The sequence below is a fragment of the Limnobacter olei genome (assembly GCF_029087225.1).
Taxonomy (GTDB): domain Bacteria; phylum Pseudomonadota; class Gammaproteobacteria; order Burkholderiales; family Burkholderiaceae_B; genus Limnobacter; species Limnobacter olei.
The window spans coordinates 104,999-118,580 of the sequence record NZ_JARFJD010000016.1; the positions used below are offsets into that span (position 1 = coordinate 104,999).

Here is a 13,582-nt window from a genome sequence, read left to right on the forward strand (position 1 = left end):
CTCAGTTTCAGGCCGCTCAGTTTCAGGCCGGCTGGTCAATCTGTTTTTTCATCAACAGCGCCAAAAGGCTAGTCAGGGTTTTCTTCATTTCACGGCGATCCACAATGCAATCCACCGCACCCTTTTCCATCAAAAACTCGGCACGCTGAAAACCTTCAGGCAAAGTTTGCCGAACGGTTTGTTCAATCACGCGTGGGCCGGCAAAACCAATCAAGGCTTTGGGTTCTGCAACCACCACGTCGCCCAAAAAAGCGAAACTGGCGGAAACGCCACCCATGGTAGGGTCGGTCAAAACAGAAATATAGGGAAGTTTGGCCTGGCTCAGCTTGGCCAGCATGGCCGAGGTTTTTGCCATTTGCATTAGCGAACCCAAGCCTTCTTGCATACGTGCGCCGCCAGAAGCTGCAATGCTGATAAACGGAATATTGGCGTCAAGCGCCGCCTGCACGCCGCGACAAAAGCGCTCGCCCACCACAGAACCCATCGAACCGCCCATGAACTCAAACTCGAAGCAGGCTATCACCACTTCCAGGCCGTTCATGGTGCCTTTTTGAACCACCAGGGCATCGGTTTCGCCTGTGGCCTCTTTGGCTTCATTCAAACGCGCGGTGTAGCTTTTGCTGTCCTTGAATTTCAGGGTATCCATGGGCAATACTTCACGCCCAATTTCAACGCGCTCATCATTGTCGAACAACAAATTCAAACGCTCACGCGAACCTATGCGCATGTGGTAAGTGCACGAGGGACATACCATGGCATTGCTCACCAAATCATTTTGGTAAAGCACTGCATCACAGCTTTTGCATTTCGCCCAAATACCTTCGGGAACGCTTTTCTTGGCTGCGTCGCCGGGTGTTTTTGAGGAAATGCGCGGCGGAATAATTTTGTCAAACCAACTCATACACTTTCCCTTGCTGAGGATTTCTTTTGGAAGTTATTGTTTCATGCCAAATTGCGCATCCAGCGCAGCACGAATCGGGGCAATGAACTTGCCCGCCAAAGCGGCAGCCTCTTGTGGGCTGCCTGCTTCTAGAAACTGAATCAGTGCAGAGCCAATCACCACGGCATCTGCGGATTGTGCGACACGACATGCCGACTCGGCATCGCGAATACCAAAGCCCACACCCACGGGTACATCGGTGAATTTGCGAATGGTGGGCAATTTAGAACTCACTTCAGCGGCATTCAGGTTTTGCGCACCAGTCACGCCTTTCAGCGACACGTAATACACATAACCGCTGGCTGCTTTTGCCACTTTTTCAATGCGCTCATCGGAAGAAGTTGGTGCCAGCAAAAAAATAGGATCCAGTTCAGCGGCGCGCAGGTATTTGGAAAACTCAAGTGACTCTTCGGGTGGGTAATCCACCACGAGCACACCATCCACCCCAGCCTTCTTGGCTTCAGCCACGTACTTTTCCACACCCATGCGTTCAATGGGGTTGGCATAACCCATCAGCACAATCGGAGTGTGCTGGTTGGTCTGGCGAAACTCAGCCACGTAATCCAGAATTTTGCGGGATGTTACTCCCTTCTCGAGCGCACGTTCGCTTGAACGCTGAATGACCGGGCCATCAGCCATGGGGTCAGAAAACGGCACACCCAGCTCAATAACATCGGAACCCGAATTGGCCAAGGCATGCAACATGGCCACAGTTTGACCCGGGTCAGGATCACCGCCGGTGACGAACGGAATCAGCCCCTTGCGACCTTCTTCTTTCAATTTAGCAAATACTGCTTTGATTCTTGACATGGTTGTAATTGAAATTTATTTCTTGTTGCAGGCCATTTCTGCACCTGTTTTGCAATCGGGGTGGCAATAAAACTCGGCACCACTTAGGCGCGCCACGGTGTGCATGTCTTTGTCGCCACGGCCAGACAAGTTCACCAAAATCACCTTGTCTTTGGGCAAGGTTTTGGCCAGCTTAGCAGCATGCGCCAAGGCATGGCTGCTTTCCAGCGCCGGGATGATGCCCTCAATGCGGCAACACTGGTGGAAGGCTTCAAGCGCCTCGGCATCGGTAATGCCCACGTATTCAGCCCGGCCAGAATCCTTCAGCCATGCATGCTCAGGGCCAACACCGGGATAATCCAGACCCGCGGAAACCGAATGGGTTTCAATAATTTGCCCATCATCGCTTTGCAACAGGTAGGTACGGTTACCATGCAACACGCCTGGCGTACCAGCGCTCAGCGATGCAGCATGCTTGCCAGTTTCTATGCCCTCGCCCGCAGCTTCCACGCCCACCAACTTCACGCCATCCACGTTCAAGTAGGGGTGGAAAATACCCATGGCGTTCGATCCGCCACCCACACAGGCCAGCACATAATCTGGCTGCTTGCCCACCATGGTCGGCATTTGCTGAATGCATTCGCGACCAATCACGCTTTGGAAGTCGCGAACCAGCATGGGATATGGGTGTGGACCCGCCACGGTGCCAATAATGTAAAACGTGTCTTCCACGTTCGTAACCCAGTCGCGCATGGCTTCGTTCAGCGCATCTTTCAGGGTTTTGGAGCCAGAAGTGACCGGAATAACCTCGGCACCCAACAGCTTCATGCGAAACACGTTTTGTGCCTGCCGGGCCACATCTTCCTGACCCATATACACCACACACTTCATGCCGTAACGGGCGGCCACAGTGGCCGTGGCCACACCGTGCTGGCCCGCACCTGTTTCAGCAATTACACGGGGCTTGCCCATGCGCTTAGCGAGCATGGCCTGCCCAATGCAATTGTTCACTTTGTGGGCACCTGTGTGGTTCAGGTCTTCCCGCTTGAAGTAAATTTGTGCACCGCCGACCAAATCAGACCAGCGCTTGGCATGGTAAATGGGGCTAGGGCGACCCACAAAATGCTTCAGTTCACTTTCAAACTCCGCCAAAAATTCGGGGTCGTTTTGGTAATGGGCGTACACACTTTTCAGTTCTTCCAGGGCGTGAACCAGGGTTTCAGACACAAAAGTACCGCCATAGGGACCGAAATGGCCGGTGGCGTCTGGAAATTCATAGGGTTTGTTCATGATGCTGCTCAATCTGGGTTCACTTACAACAGCCCTGCGTCGGCCTTCTGGACCGCTTTGCAGAACATTTCAATTTTTTCGATGCTCTTTACGCCTCGCGTCGACTCAATCCCGCTGGACACATCGACACCATAGGGTCGCAAGCCATGGATGGCCTGTTCCACATTGCTTGCATCCAACCCCCCGGATAATACCAAAGCCTGCTTCAGTTCACCCGCTTCGGGCAGCAAAGACCAGTCAAAAGTATGCCCTGTTCCACCATACGCCTCGCTCCATGAATCGACAAGAAGCGCCTGCGCAGAATGAAACCGAACGCTCTCCAGTCGCAAGTCCACATCGGCCTTCATTCGAATGGCTTTGATGTAGGGACGCCGAAAGCTGTCGCAAAACTGTGGACTTTCATCGCCGTGAAACTGCAACAGTACATTTGGAATTTCCGAAATGACGGAATTGACGAAATCGGCCTGCGGATTCACAAACAAGGCCACGGGGGTTTGCCAGGCACCCAAACAACGCGCAAGCTGCCCTGCCTGCGCCACTTCAATGTGACGCGGTGAAGGCGGATAAAACACAAAACCCACTGCGTCAGCCCCAGCCCAAGTGGCCGCACGCACCGTGTCTTCGGTTTTAAAGCCGCACAACTTGATTCGGGTTCTCATGAAAACAATTCCTGTATTCCGTATTGCTCGGGGTACTCAATATTCCACAAGCTTAAACCCTGCGCGGGGTAGGTTTTTGCCGCCAGGCCTCTGTTTCTGGATTCAAGCACATCCCTTAACCAGCTTTCGGCTTGTCTGTGCTGGCCCACTTCCATCAGGCTACCCATCAGGTTTCTTACCATGTGGTGCAAAAATGCATTGCCATGAATTTCAAAGTAACAGTGGTCACAGGCTTCAATCAGATTGAGCGCATACAGTGTGCGCACAGGGCTTGCAGCCTGGCATTGCGAGGCGCGAAACGCACTGAAATCATGTGTGCCCAACAAACATTCCGCTGCACGGCGCATGGCGGCCAAATCAATCGGGTAATGCACCCATGTCATAAACCGTTTAAATGGATCCCTAACAGGAGCACTGTAAAAATAGTAACGATAAGTTCTTGATATCGCACTGAAACGTGCATGAAAACTTGCATCAACCTGTTTGGCACCGAGCACTGAAATGGTGGGTGGCAAACTGTTGTTAACGCCTTTGACCCAGGCCGTCAGCGGCCTGTCTGCTGCTGTATCAAAATGCACAACCTGTTGGCGAGCATGTACACCAGTGTCCGTTCGGCCCGCACATGTCAGGACAACCGGTTCCTGGGCAATGGCCTCAATAGCCTTGGTCAAATGATCCTGGACAGTTCGACCATGTGGTTGAGTTTGCCAACCCTCAAACTCATGACCGTCATAACACAGGCCCAAGGCCACTCTGTTCATTTAGCTCAACGTGGCCAAAAGCGCTTTGGCCTTGCGAACCTGATCCACGTCGCCTTTTTTCACGATTTCGTTCAACAACTCTTTGGCACCATCTGCATCGCCGATTTCAACGTAAGCGCCCGCCAAGTCCAGCTTGGTAGCCACTTCCTGCCAGGTGGCATCGTCCACTTTGGGGTTCGGTACATCCACATCCAGATCAACAAGCGCTTTGTCAAATGCCTCTTCAGGAACTGCATCCAGCACCTCATCGCTGGCTTTCTCTGCGCCCTCTTTCAAGTCAAACGCTTTTTCACCGGTGGTCTCATCGCCAATTAAGTCGTCAAATGCAGCATCTATCTCACTCGAATTCACGTCATGCTGAGCCAGGGGTTGTTTGCGCAACTCATCCAACTCCTCTTGGGCCGCCAAGGTGCCTTTTTCGATTTCATCCAGGTCATCAAGAATCGAACCTGATTTGGATTCGTTAGGCTCTTCCTCAGGGAAATCCAGCGTGACTTCGCTGTGCAATGATTCTTTCTGTTGCAGTGCTTCCTCAGAAGCGTCATTCAATTCGGGAATGTCATCAGCCACGGCTGGCTTGTCTTCCGCTTCCACGGGGGCTGCACGAAGTTGCGTCGCCTCATCCGGGTCAGCCTGCTTCAACCGATCATTCAGCACTTCATCCAGATCAAAGTCAGAATTTTCAGCCCGATTCAAACCGCTGGCACGCTCAGCTGCAATTCCTGCACTGGCTGCTGCAATGGCCTCATCAAATTCATTCACTTCACTGAAAGAAGAATCGTCCTCGGCCTCGAGCTCATCTTCCTCATTTTTGGTTTTGTTCTTGCGTGCACGGGCAATCAGCAACAATACAAGCAACACAATCAAACCACCTGCACCGGCCAAAATCCAAGGCAACCAGTCAAAAGGCTGCTCTTCTGCCGGGGCTTGCTCCACGGGTGCCTGTACGCTGCCATCGCTGCCAGCGGGCTCGCTAGCCACCGGCGGTTCAGCCGCTGGCTCGTCGGCACCATTCTCTGCCAATGTTTCCGAGGGTACTTCAACAGCGGCTGGCTCAGTAATGGCATCAGCCTCAACTGCCGGGCCAACAGCTGTTGGTGCGGCAGGCTCGCTGCCCAAGTCTTTTTGCATGTCGAGCAAACGCTGCAAGTCACTTACGTTCTTCTCGAGCAGAGCAATTCGTTCATTCGCCTCGGCCAGCGCCTTGTTTTTGGCCACCAGCTCCTCTGCGTTGGTATCGGCATTGCTTGCACCTTGGGCTGAGCCGGGTGCAATTTGTAATCGGTCAGCCGGTGCACCCGCATTGGCCTTGGGCGCTTGATCTTGCGGAGTAATGCTGCCCTGGGCACTGGTGGAGTCTGCCGCTGCAAGCTGATTGTCAACAGTCAGCAAACCAATTTGACGAGCGTAAGCGGAGTACACATTGCGATCGTCGTTTTGGGCAAGAATCAGCAAGGCCTCATTGGCATTGCGGGCTCGCAGCGCCGCACGATTGGGAACCTGAATTTGGGCGCCCTCGCGAATCAGGTGCACGCTACCATTAATAAATGAGGCTTTGTTGGCCTCGTAAATTGCAGCCATGGCCTGGTTCAGGGTAACGCCGCCGCCGACCAGTTGCAAAGCCAACTCCGACAGAGTGTCGCCACGCTCAACATTCAAAGTACCTTCAGGCGCAGTGGGCGCTGAAGCCGCTGGTGCTTTGGAGGCTGCCGGTGGTTCGGAAACCGCTGGCGCTTTTGGCGCAGTTGCCTTGGGTGCCACAGCGGGCGGTGTCATCGGCGGGCGAATTTCAGGAAGACTCGTTGCGGGTTCAGCCGCCTGGGCCCCACCAACAGGCACAGTCAGGGTATATTCCCGCGCAACACGGCCACCTGCCCAGGTCAATTCAAGCAAAGTGTCGATGAAACCAGCTGGCAAAGGCTGCGCAGAGGTAATTTTTACAAGCGCCGTGCCGGGCTGAGGGCCATCTTGTACTGCAAACTGAAGACTCTTCAGGTTCGGGTCCATGCTCAGGCGGGCAGCTTTGAAAGCCTCTGCAGAAGCTAGCTTGGCCTGCAAGGAAGCGCGTTCCTCTGGCAACACCAGATCAACCTGAATTTGCGCCAGAAAAGGCTCACCAGCACCAGACAGCACTTCAAGCTTACCGAGCTGTGCTGCTTGCGCGAAGGAACTTGCCAACAAACCTGATGCAAAAACAAAGGGCAAAATCTTCTTTTTGGTATGCCTCACCCGTTTACTCCATGAATGTTCAAGCCACCTTCGGCAGCTTTTTTGGGATCAATATTGATGCAGCTCAGCGTTCAATCAAAATACGCAGCATGCGGCGCAGTGGCTCGGCCGCACCCCACAACAGCTGATCGCCCACGGTGAAAGCGCTCAGATAATCGCCACCCATGGCCATTTTCCGCAAACGGCCAACTGGCACATGCATGCGGCCTGTAACAGCGGCAGGGGTCAAATCGCGCATGGATGCATCACGCTCGTTGGGGATCACTTTAACCCAATCATTGGCCTTGGCAAGCATGTCATTGATCTCATTCAATGGAATGTCTTGCTTCAGCTTGATGGTCAAAGCCTGCGAGTGACAACGCATGGCCCCCACACGTACGCACAATCCATCCACAGGCACACAACCGGGTGTGCCCATGGATGGCTTGCCCAGAATCTTGTTGGTTTCTGCGCCACCCTTCCATTCTTCTTTGGACTGGCCATTGCCCAGGTCTTTGTCGATCCAGGGAATGAGGCTTCCGCCCAGTGGCACGCCAAAGTTATCGGTCGGGTATGCGTCGGAATTAATATGCTGAGCTACCTTGCGGTCAATTTCCAGAATGGCAGATGCAGGATCGGCCAACAGGTCTTTGACCGAACCATGGATGCTGCCCATTTGCGAAATCAGTTCGCGCATGTTTTGCGCACCAGCGCCAGAGGCAGCCTGGTAAGTCATGGAAGTAATCCACTCCACCTGATTGTTCTGGAACAAACCGCCCAAAGCCATCAGCATCAGCGAAACGGTGCAGTTACCACCCACGTAATTCTTGATACCCTTGGTCAGGCCATCCTTAATCACGTTCATGTTCACCGGATCAAGAATAATAATGGCGTCGTCTTTCATACGCAGGCTTGAGGCCGCATCAATCCAGTAACCATTCCAGCCAGCTTCGCGCAGCTTGGGGAATACTTCATTGGTGTAGTCACCGCCCTGGCAAGTCAACACCACGTCCATTTGCTTCAGAGCGTCGATGTTGTTTGCGTCTTGCAAGGGACCCGCGTTGCCAGCGAAAGCTGGCGCCTTGCCACCCGCATTGGAAGTGGAGAAGAAAATCGGCTCGAAATGCGCGAAATCATTCTCTTCCTGCATGCGTTGCATCAGCACGGAACCCACCATGCCTCGCCATCCAACCAAACCAACTTTCAACATAAAAAACTCCAGTACTTTTAAATTCTTGAATTGCGATTTCGCTTTATTGTTGCTTGGCCAGAGCCGCAACAATTGCGTCACCCATACCCGCTGTGCCGGTGCGCGCCTTGCCATCGCGCCAAATGTCACCTGTACGCGGACCAGTGGCCAACACCGTTTTCACTGCATTCTCAATGCGGTTTGCATAATCTTCAAGGCCAAAGGTGTAACGCAGCATCATGGCTGCAGAAAGCACGGTGGCCATGGGGTTAGCCAGGTCTTTGCCAGCAATGTCGGGCGCGGAACCATGAATGGGCTCGTACAAACCGAAATTGGATTCATTCAGCGAGGCCGAAGGCAACATACCGATAGAGCCAGTCAACATGGACGCTTCATCTGACAAAATATCACCGAACAGGTTACCCGTCACGATGACGTCGAACTGCTTTGGGTTTTTCAACAACTGCATGGCACAGTTGTCAACGTACATGTGACTTAATTCGACATCGCTGTATTCCTTGCCCACTTCAGTCACAATGTCACGCCAAAACTGGGTAGTTTCCAGCACGTTGGCTTTGTCAACCGAACACAGCTTGCCACCACGCTTTTGTGCTGCCTGAAAGGCCACATGGGCAATGCGGCGAATTTCGGTTTCAGCGTAGCGCATGGTATCAAATGCCTCGCGCTCGCCTTTAAATGGGCCATCTTCGGCAATGCGGTTGCCACGCGGCGTTCCAAAGTAAATGTCGCCAGTCAGTTCACGAACAATCAGAATATCCAGTCCTGCTACCACCTCAGGGCGCAGGGTAGAGGCATCGGCCAACTCCTCATAGACCATCGCGGGGCGGAAATTGGCAAACAGATTCAGGGCTTTGCGAATGCCCAAAATAGCTTGCTCAGGCCGCAAATGCCTCGGAAGCGTATCGAGAGAAAAGTCACCCACCGCACCAAACAACACTGCATCCGAAGCCTTGGCCAAAGCTACGGTTTCTTCGGGCAGGGGCACACCTTTTTCGCGGTAGGCCACGCCACCGATCAAGGCATGCTCAAACTCGATGTTCAAACCATCGGTTTTCAAGGCTTCAAGCACCTTCACAGCCTGCGCGGTGATCTCCGGGCCAATGCCGTCACCGGGCATTACGGCAATTTTTAAAGTCATTCGTGTTCTCTGCTTTTTTATATTTATTTAGATAGTGTTGGCAAGCCAGGGCTGATTGGCCAGGCGGTTTTTCTCGAAGGCGACAATCTCATCGCGATGCTGCAAAGTCAAACCGATGTCGTCAAAGCCATTCATCAGGCAATGCTTGCGGAAGGCGTCCACGTTGAAGCCATAGCTTTTTCCAGCAATGCTCACGGTTTGGTGCTCAAGACTTACTGTGATCTCGATACCAGGTTTTGCATCAATTGCGGTGAAAACTTCTTTCAACTCTTCTTCTTTTAAAACAATGGGTAAGAAACCATTCTTAAAGCAATTGTTAAAGAAAATATCAGCAAAACTGCTGGAAATAACCGCCTTGAAACCATACTGTTGCAGCGCCCAGGGCGCATGCTCACGGGAGGAACCACACCCGAAATTAGGGCCTGCGACCAACACGGTACCGCCTTTGAATTCTGGCTTGTTCAGCTCGAAATCAGGATTCAGGGGGCGCTTGGTGCAATCCATGCCAGGCTCGCCTTCGTCCAGGTAACGCCAACCGTCGAACAAGTGCTCACCAAAACCGGTGCGCTTGATGCTTTTCAGAAACTGTTTGGGGATGATGGCATCGGTGTCCACATTGGCGCGGTTCAACGCAACGGCAATGCCAGTGTGGGTTACAAATTTGTCCATAATTAATCCGTGAATATTCCGGTTGATCCGGAGTTCAAACCATACAGGCAAGCAAACGCTTGCCTGCACAGCTTAGAAATACCAGTAAACATTACTTCTTGTTTTCGTCTGCAGTGCGTTCAATGGCAGCGCCGCCCGCCTTGATGTCTTTGCCCATGCCTTCAATGGTGTTGCAAGCCGACAATGACAGGGCTGACAAAGCAAGCAGAAATACGGAAACGATCTTCATATCAAACACTCCTTTGTTTTAAAAAGTTCTGGAATCAGTGAAATGGCCTGCAATCGCTGCCGCAGCCGCCATGGCCGGGCTGACAAGGTGTGTACGGCCGCCCGCACCTTGACGTCCTTCAAAATTCCGGTTGCTGGTGGAGGCACAACGCTCCCCACTGCCCAAACGATCCGCATTCATAGCCAGGCACATGGAGCAACCGGGCTCTCGCCACTCAAACCCGGCTTCCAGGAAAATTTTGTCCAAACCTTCCTTTTCAGCCTGCGCTTTGACCAAACCCGACCCCGGGACCACCATGGCCAATTTGACCGTGTCCGCTTTCTTCTTGCCCTTCACCACCGCCGCAGCGTCGCGCAAATCTTCAATGCGCGAATTGGTACAAGAACCAATGAACACGGTATCCACGTTGATGTCTTCAATTTTCTGCAAAGGCTTCAAGCCCATGTACTGCAAGGCACGCTCGTAGCCCTGGCGCTTCACCGGGTCGGCCACCGAAGCGGGGTCCGGCACCACACCGTGCACATCAGTCACCATTTCTGGTGAAGTACCCCAGCTCACTTGCGGTTCAATGTCTTCCGCACGCAGCTCAACCACATGGTCGAAATGTGCACCTTCATCTGAATGCAGGGTTTTCCAATAAGCAACTGCTGTATCCCACATGTCGCCTTTCGGGCTGAATGGGCGACCTTTCACATACTCAATTGTTTTATCGTCCACAGCCACCATGCCAGAGCGTGCACCGCCCTCGATGGCCATGTTGCACATGGTCATGCGACCTTCAACAGACAATCCGCGAATGGCGGATCCAGCAAATTCTATGGCGTAGCCCGTGCCGCCAGCAGTACCGATTTTGCCGATAATGGCCAAAATCACGTCTTTCGCAGACACACCCTTACCCAAAGTGCCCTCAACGCGAACCAGCATGTTTTTGGCTTTCTTCATCAGCAAACACTGGGTGGCCATGACGTGTTCAACTTCAGAGGTACCGATACCAAATGCAAGCGCACCGATTGCACCGTGTGTGCTGGTGTGTGAATCACCGCAGACCACCGTCATGCCGGGCAAGGTTGCGCCCTGTTCGGGCCCGATCACATGTACGATACCTTGACGCAAGTCTTTGATGTCGAAATAAGTCAAACCGTGGGCTTTTGCATTTTTATCCAGAGTTTCCACCTGCAAGCGCGAGGTGGGGTCTGCAATCCCCTTGGAGCGGTCGGTGGTGGGTACATTGTGGTCCACCACGGCCAGATTGGCACTGTTACGCCACAAATCACGACCTGCCAACTCCAAACCTTCAAAGGCCTGGGGGCTGGTGACTTCATGCAGCAAATGGCGGTCGATGTAAATCAGTGAGGTGCCATCTTCTTCGGTGCGCACCACATGACTTTCCCAGAGTTTGTCGTAAAGAGTTTTAGCCATTTTCAAAGACCTGCTTCGGGCTGACTCATCCAGTGGTTTATTCCGCCAGATTGACCAGCAAATTGCGTGGAGAATAACCCCTTATTATGCCACAGCCGGCACAGGGCTTGCAGCCCCGCAGGCAGGGCTGTGCCTCAAAATCAAGCCACGCCTTAATACTCAGCGCTTCTTTGCCTGTTCATACAAAGGCTGAACTCTGGCGGAGTAAACCTCGAGATCCTGAATTCGGTTCTCGGGTGACGGGTGCGTGGACAACAACTCTGGAGGCGAACCACCGCCAGCCCGACTCATCTTTTGCCAGACGCTGATTGCGGCGCGTGGGTTGTACCCGGCGCGCGCGGCCAGTTCCACACCAATTCGGTCCGACTCCACTTCGTGAGAGCGACTATAAGGCAGTGAAATTGCCACATTGGCGGCCATGCCGGCAAGATCAGATGCACCACGCGACAAGCCGAAAACAGCCGAAGCCAGATCCAGCCCAACACTCGTGGCGAGTTGCTGCGAAATTCGTTCACGGCTGTGTTCCCGCAAAGCATGCGCAATTTCATGCCCCATGATGGCCGCGATTTCATCATCAGTCAGCGCCAGTTTTTCAATCAAAGCCGAATAAAACGCGATTTTTCCGCCAGCCATACACCAGGCATTGAGTTGATCAGACTCAATCACATTGACCTCCCATTTCCACTGGGGGGCATCAGGACGAAAAGCAGCAGTCTGGGGGATCAAGCGATTGGCGATGGCACGTACCCGGGCCACCTGCTTGGCATCCTGATTCAACTTGCCTTCTTTTTGGGCCTTGGCAATGACGTCGGCATATCCCTTGGCAGCGGCAGCATCCACTTCCGCAGAGGAGACAAGCACAAACTGGGATCGGTCAACCCCAACCGCTCCGCCAGAGGTAGTCTGAGTGGTTAAACATGCGGCTAACACACCCGTTGAAAACGCAAGCGTCAGCGTTAAAGTGGTGCGTCGCTTCAGTCCAGAAAATACCATCGTTCTTCACCTGTAATTTTCAGTAAAACCGTTCCGTAGAAACGGCAAACATTGCTGCAAAGTTGACATCAACTGCGCTTCTAAGACAGTTTATCCTGACAAAAGTGCGGAAGGTGCCCGTCTGCTAGCAATCGTAAAACGCCAGCCAAGAATCAGGGCCAGCAAACCGCTAATTGACGCCATGGCAAATGCACTGGCGGGCCCACCCCACTCCCACGCGAAACGGCCCAAAAATGTACCTGCCGATCCACCAAGCCCGTATGCGATCGTGGCATACATCGCCTGGCCACGCACCACCAACTTAACCGGCAAGTTCTCTCGCAACCAGGAAATGGTGGCAGTGTGATGCGCTGCGAAAGTCAAAGCATGCAAACCCTGTGCGAAAACCATCATCCAACCGTACTCGGGAAATGCGGCAGTGAGGGCAAACCGGAAAGCACAAGCAGCGAAGCTGACGCAAAGCCAGGTATTCAGGGAAAAGCGCTTGAAGAAGCGAGTTTGAAGGGCAAAAAATACCACTTCACACATCACACCAAATGCCCAAAGGCCACCAATACTCATTTCCGAATAGTTGAATTCGAGCAGGTAAAGGGAGAAAAACGCGTAGAAAACCCCATGCGCAAAAATCATGAAAAAAGCGGCCAACCAGAAAAGTGGCATGGGACCTGGCAACAACAGGCGCTTGAAGCCACTGCCAGTGAACAGGATTGAACTTTCCGTGCCGGTCACCCGAGGAGAATCAGGCGTGAATTTCAAGGCTGCGACAAACCCCAGCAGCAACATGGCACAAGCCCAAAACGGATAGGAGGCAAAACCGAAGCGATCAGCCACTGCTCCGAAAACCAACACGGCCAACACAAAGCCCAGCGAGCCATACAGACGAACCTGGCCGTACTGGCCCGTGCAACCAGCACAACGCTCCATGGCATATGAATCGGACATGGGCACCAAACCCGAAATACTCAGGTTCAACAACAACACAAGAACAATGAGGTAAGAAGGTGTCTGCTGGTACCAAAATGCCAATGCTGCGAAACAAAAACCGGCAAAAGTACCCAATCTGATCCAGCGAACCCGGTTGCCAGTGTGGTCAGCCAGCCAACCCCAGGCAAAGGGGCCGACAATTCGCATCAACTGCATCATACCCAATGCCAGGGCGATCACATCCAGGCTATGTCCAATCGATTTTAGGTAAGGCCCTAAAAACGGCGAATACAAGCCAACAAATGCGAAATACGCTGCGTAAAAAAGCGCTAACCAGCCCAGTTGCAAATGCC

At 53.0% G+C, this 13,582-nt stretch carries 13 protein-coding genes; all 13 read right to left on the reverse strand.

Going from position 1 to position 13,582, the window contains the following annotated elements; all coding sequences use genetic code 11:
• Positions 1 to 22: 22 nt before the first annotated feature.
• The 13 genes from accD to PY990_RS10940 all read right to left on the reverse strand — a co-directional run bounded on the left by accD (position 23) and on the right by PY990_RS10940 (position 13,577).
• Positions 23 to 901 (reverse strand): acetyl-CoA carboxylase, carboxyltransferase subunit beta, encoded by an 879-nt coding sequence (accD, locus tag PY990_RS10880; RefSeq protein WP_275271616.1) that lies wholly within the window; start codon positions 899 to 901, stop codon positions 23 to 25.
• Positions 902 to 934: 33 nt separating this feature from the next.
• Positions 935 to 1,750: a tryptophan synthase subunit alpha gene (trpA, locus tag PY990_RS10885; RefSeq protein ID WP_275271617.1), complete on the reverse strand. Its 816-nt coding sequence runs from the start codon at positions 1,748 to 1,750 to the stop codon at positions 935 to 937.
• 15 nt (positions 1,751 to 1,765) lie between these two features.
• A complete protein-coding gene (gene trpB / locus PY990_RS10890; protein ID WP_171098860.1) occupies positions 1,766 to 3,019 on the reverse strand; it encodes a tryptophan synthase subunit beta in 1,254 nt (417 codons plus the stop codon).
• 23 nt (positions 3,020 to 3,042) lie between these two features.
• A complete protein-coding gene (locus tag PY990_RS10895; RefSeq protein WP_275271618.1) occupies positions 3,043 to 3,678 on the reverse strand; it encodes a phosphoribosylanthranilate isomerase in 636 nt (211 codons plus the stop codon).
• Positions 3,675 to 4,439 carry a tRNA pseudouridine(38-40) synthase TruA gene (truA, locus tag PY990_RS10900; protein ID WP_275271619.1) on the reverse strand — a complete coding sequence of 255 codons (765 nt, stop codon included), beginning with the start codon at positions 4,437 to 4,439 and terminating at the stop codon, positions 3,675 to 3,677. The genes PY990_RS10895 and truA overlap by 4 nt, the downstream gene beginning before the upstream one ends.
• Complete coding sequence (locus PY990_RS10905; protein ID WP_275271620.1) at positions 4,440 to 6,668, reverse strand: FimV/HubP family polar landmark protein; 2,229 nt, start codon at positions 6,666 to 6,668, stop codon at positions 4,440 to 4,442. It abuts the gene before it with no gap.
• A 64-nt stretch (positions 6,669 to 6,732) separates the two neighbouring features.
• Positions 6,733 to 7,854 (reverse strand): aspartate-semialdehyde dehydrogenase, encoded by a 1,122-nt coding sequence (asd, locus tag PY990_RS10910; RefSeq protein WP_275271689.1) that lies wholly within the window; start codon positions 7,852 to 7,854, stop codon positions 6,733 to 6,735.
• Positions 7,855 to 7,900: 46 nt separating this feature from the next.
• Entirely contained in the window at positions 7,901 to 8,995 is a 1,095-nt protein-coding gene (leuB, locus tag PY990_RS10915; RefSeq protein ID WP_275271621.1) for a 3-isopropylmalate dehydrogenase, read from the reverse strand.
• 27 nt (positions 8,996 to 9,022) lie between these two features.
• Positions 9,023 to 9,664, reverse strand: a complete 642-nt coding sequence (leuD, locus tag PY990_RS10920; RefSeq protein ID WP_275271622.1) for a 3-isopropylmalate dehydratase small subunit — start codon at positions 9,662 to 9,664, stop codon at positions 9,023 to 9,025.
• A 91-nt stretch (positions 9,665 to 9,755) separates the two neighbouring features.
• Positions 9,756 to 9,893, reverse strand: coding sequence for an entericidin A/B family lipoprotein (locus PY990_RS10925; protein WP_105028953.1), 138 nt, complete (start codon positions 9,891 to 9,893; stop codon positions 9,756 to 9,758).
• Between the two features lie 18 nt (positions 9,894 to 9,911).
• Positions 9,912 to 11,312, reverse strand: a complete 1,401-nt coding sequence (gene leuC, locus PY990_RS10930) for a 3-isopropylmalate dehydratase large subunit (RefSeq protein WP_275271623.1) — start codon at positions 11,310 to 11,312, stop codon at positions 9,912 to 9,914.
• A gap of 159 nt (positions 11,313 to 11,471) precedes the next feature.
• A complete protein-coding gene (locus tag PY990_RS10935; protein ID WP_275271624.1) occupies positions 11,472 to 12,305 on the reverse strand; it encodes a M48 family metallopeptidase in 834 nt (277 codons plus the stop codon).
• A 90-nt stretch (positions 12,306 to 12,395) separates the two neighbouring features.
• Complete coding sequence (locus PY990_RS10940; protein WP_275271625.1) at positions 12,396 to 13,577, reverse strand: MFS transporter; 1,182 nt, start codon at positions 13,575 to 13,577, stop codon at positions 12,396 to 12,398.
• Between the last annotated feature and the right edge of the window lie 5 nt (positions 13,578 to 13,582).

What these genes read in the sequence shown, in the direction of transcription:
- accD (WP_275271616.1), bottom strand. Translation starts at nt 901, where the DNA reads ATGAGTTGGTTTGACAAAATTATTCCGCCGCGCATTTCCTCAAAAACA.
- trpA (WP_275271617.1), bottom strand. Translation starts at nt 1,750, where the DNA reads ATGTCAAGAATCAAAGCAGTATTTGCTAAATTGAAAGAAGAAGGTCGC.
- trpB (WP_171098860.1), bottom strand. Translation starts at nt 3,019, where the DNA reads ATGAACAAACCCTATGAATTTCCAGACGCCACCGGCCATTTCGGTCCC.
- PY990_RS10895 (WP_275271618.1), bottom strand. Translation starts at nt 3,678, where the DNA reads ATGAGAACCCGAATCAAGTTGTGCGGCTTTAAAACCGAAGACACGGTG.
- truA (WP_275271619.1), bottom strand. Translation starts at nt 4,439, where the DNA reads ATGAACAGAGTGGCCTTGGGCCTGTGTTATGACGGTCATGAGTTTGAG.
- leuB (WP_275271621.1), bottom strand. Translation starts at nt 8,995, where the DNA reads ATGACTTTAAAAATTGCCGTAATGCCCGGTGACGGCATTGGCCCGGAG.
- leuD (WP_275271622.1), bottom strand. Translation starts at nt 9,664, where the DNA reads ATGGACAAATTTGTAACCCACACTGGCATTGCCGTTGCGTTGAACCGC.
- PY990_RS10925 (WP_105028953.1), bottom strand. Translation starts at nt 9,893, where the DNA reads ATGAAGATCGTTTCCGTATTTCTGCTTGCTTTGTCAGCCCTGTCATTG.
- leuC (WP_275271623.1), bottom strand. Translation starts at nt 11,312, where the DNA reads ATGGCTAAAACTCTTTACGACAAACTCTGGGAAAGTCATGTGGTGCGC.
- PY990_RS10935 (WP_275271624.1), bottom strand. Translation starts at nt 12,305, where the DNA reads ATGGTATTTTCTGGACTGAAGCGACGCACCACTTTAACGCTGACGCTT.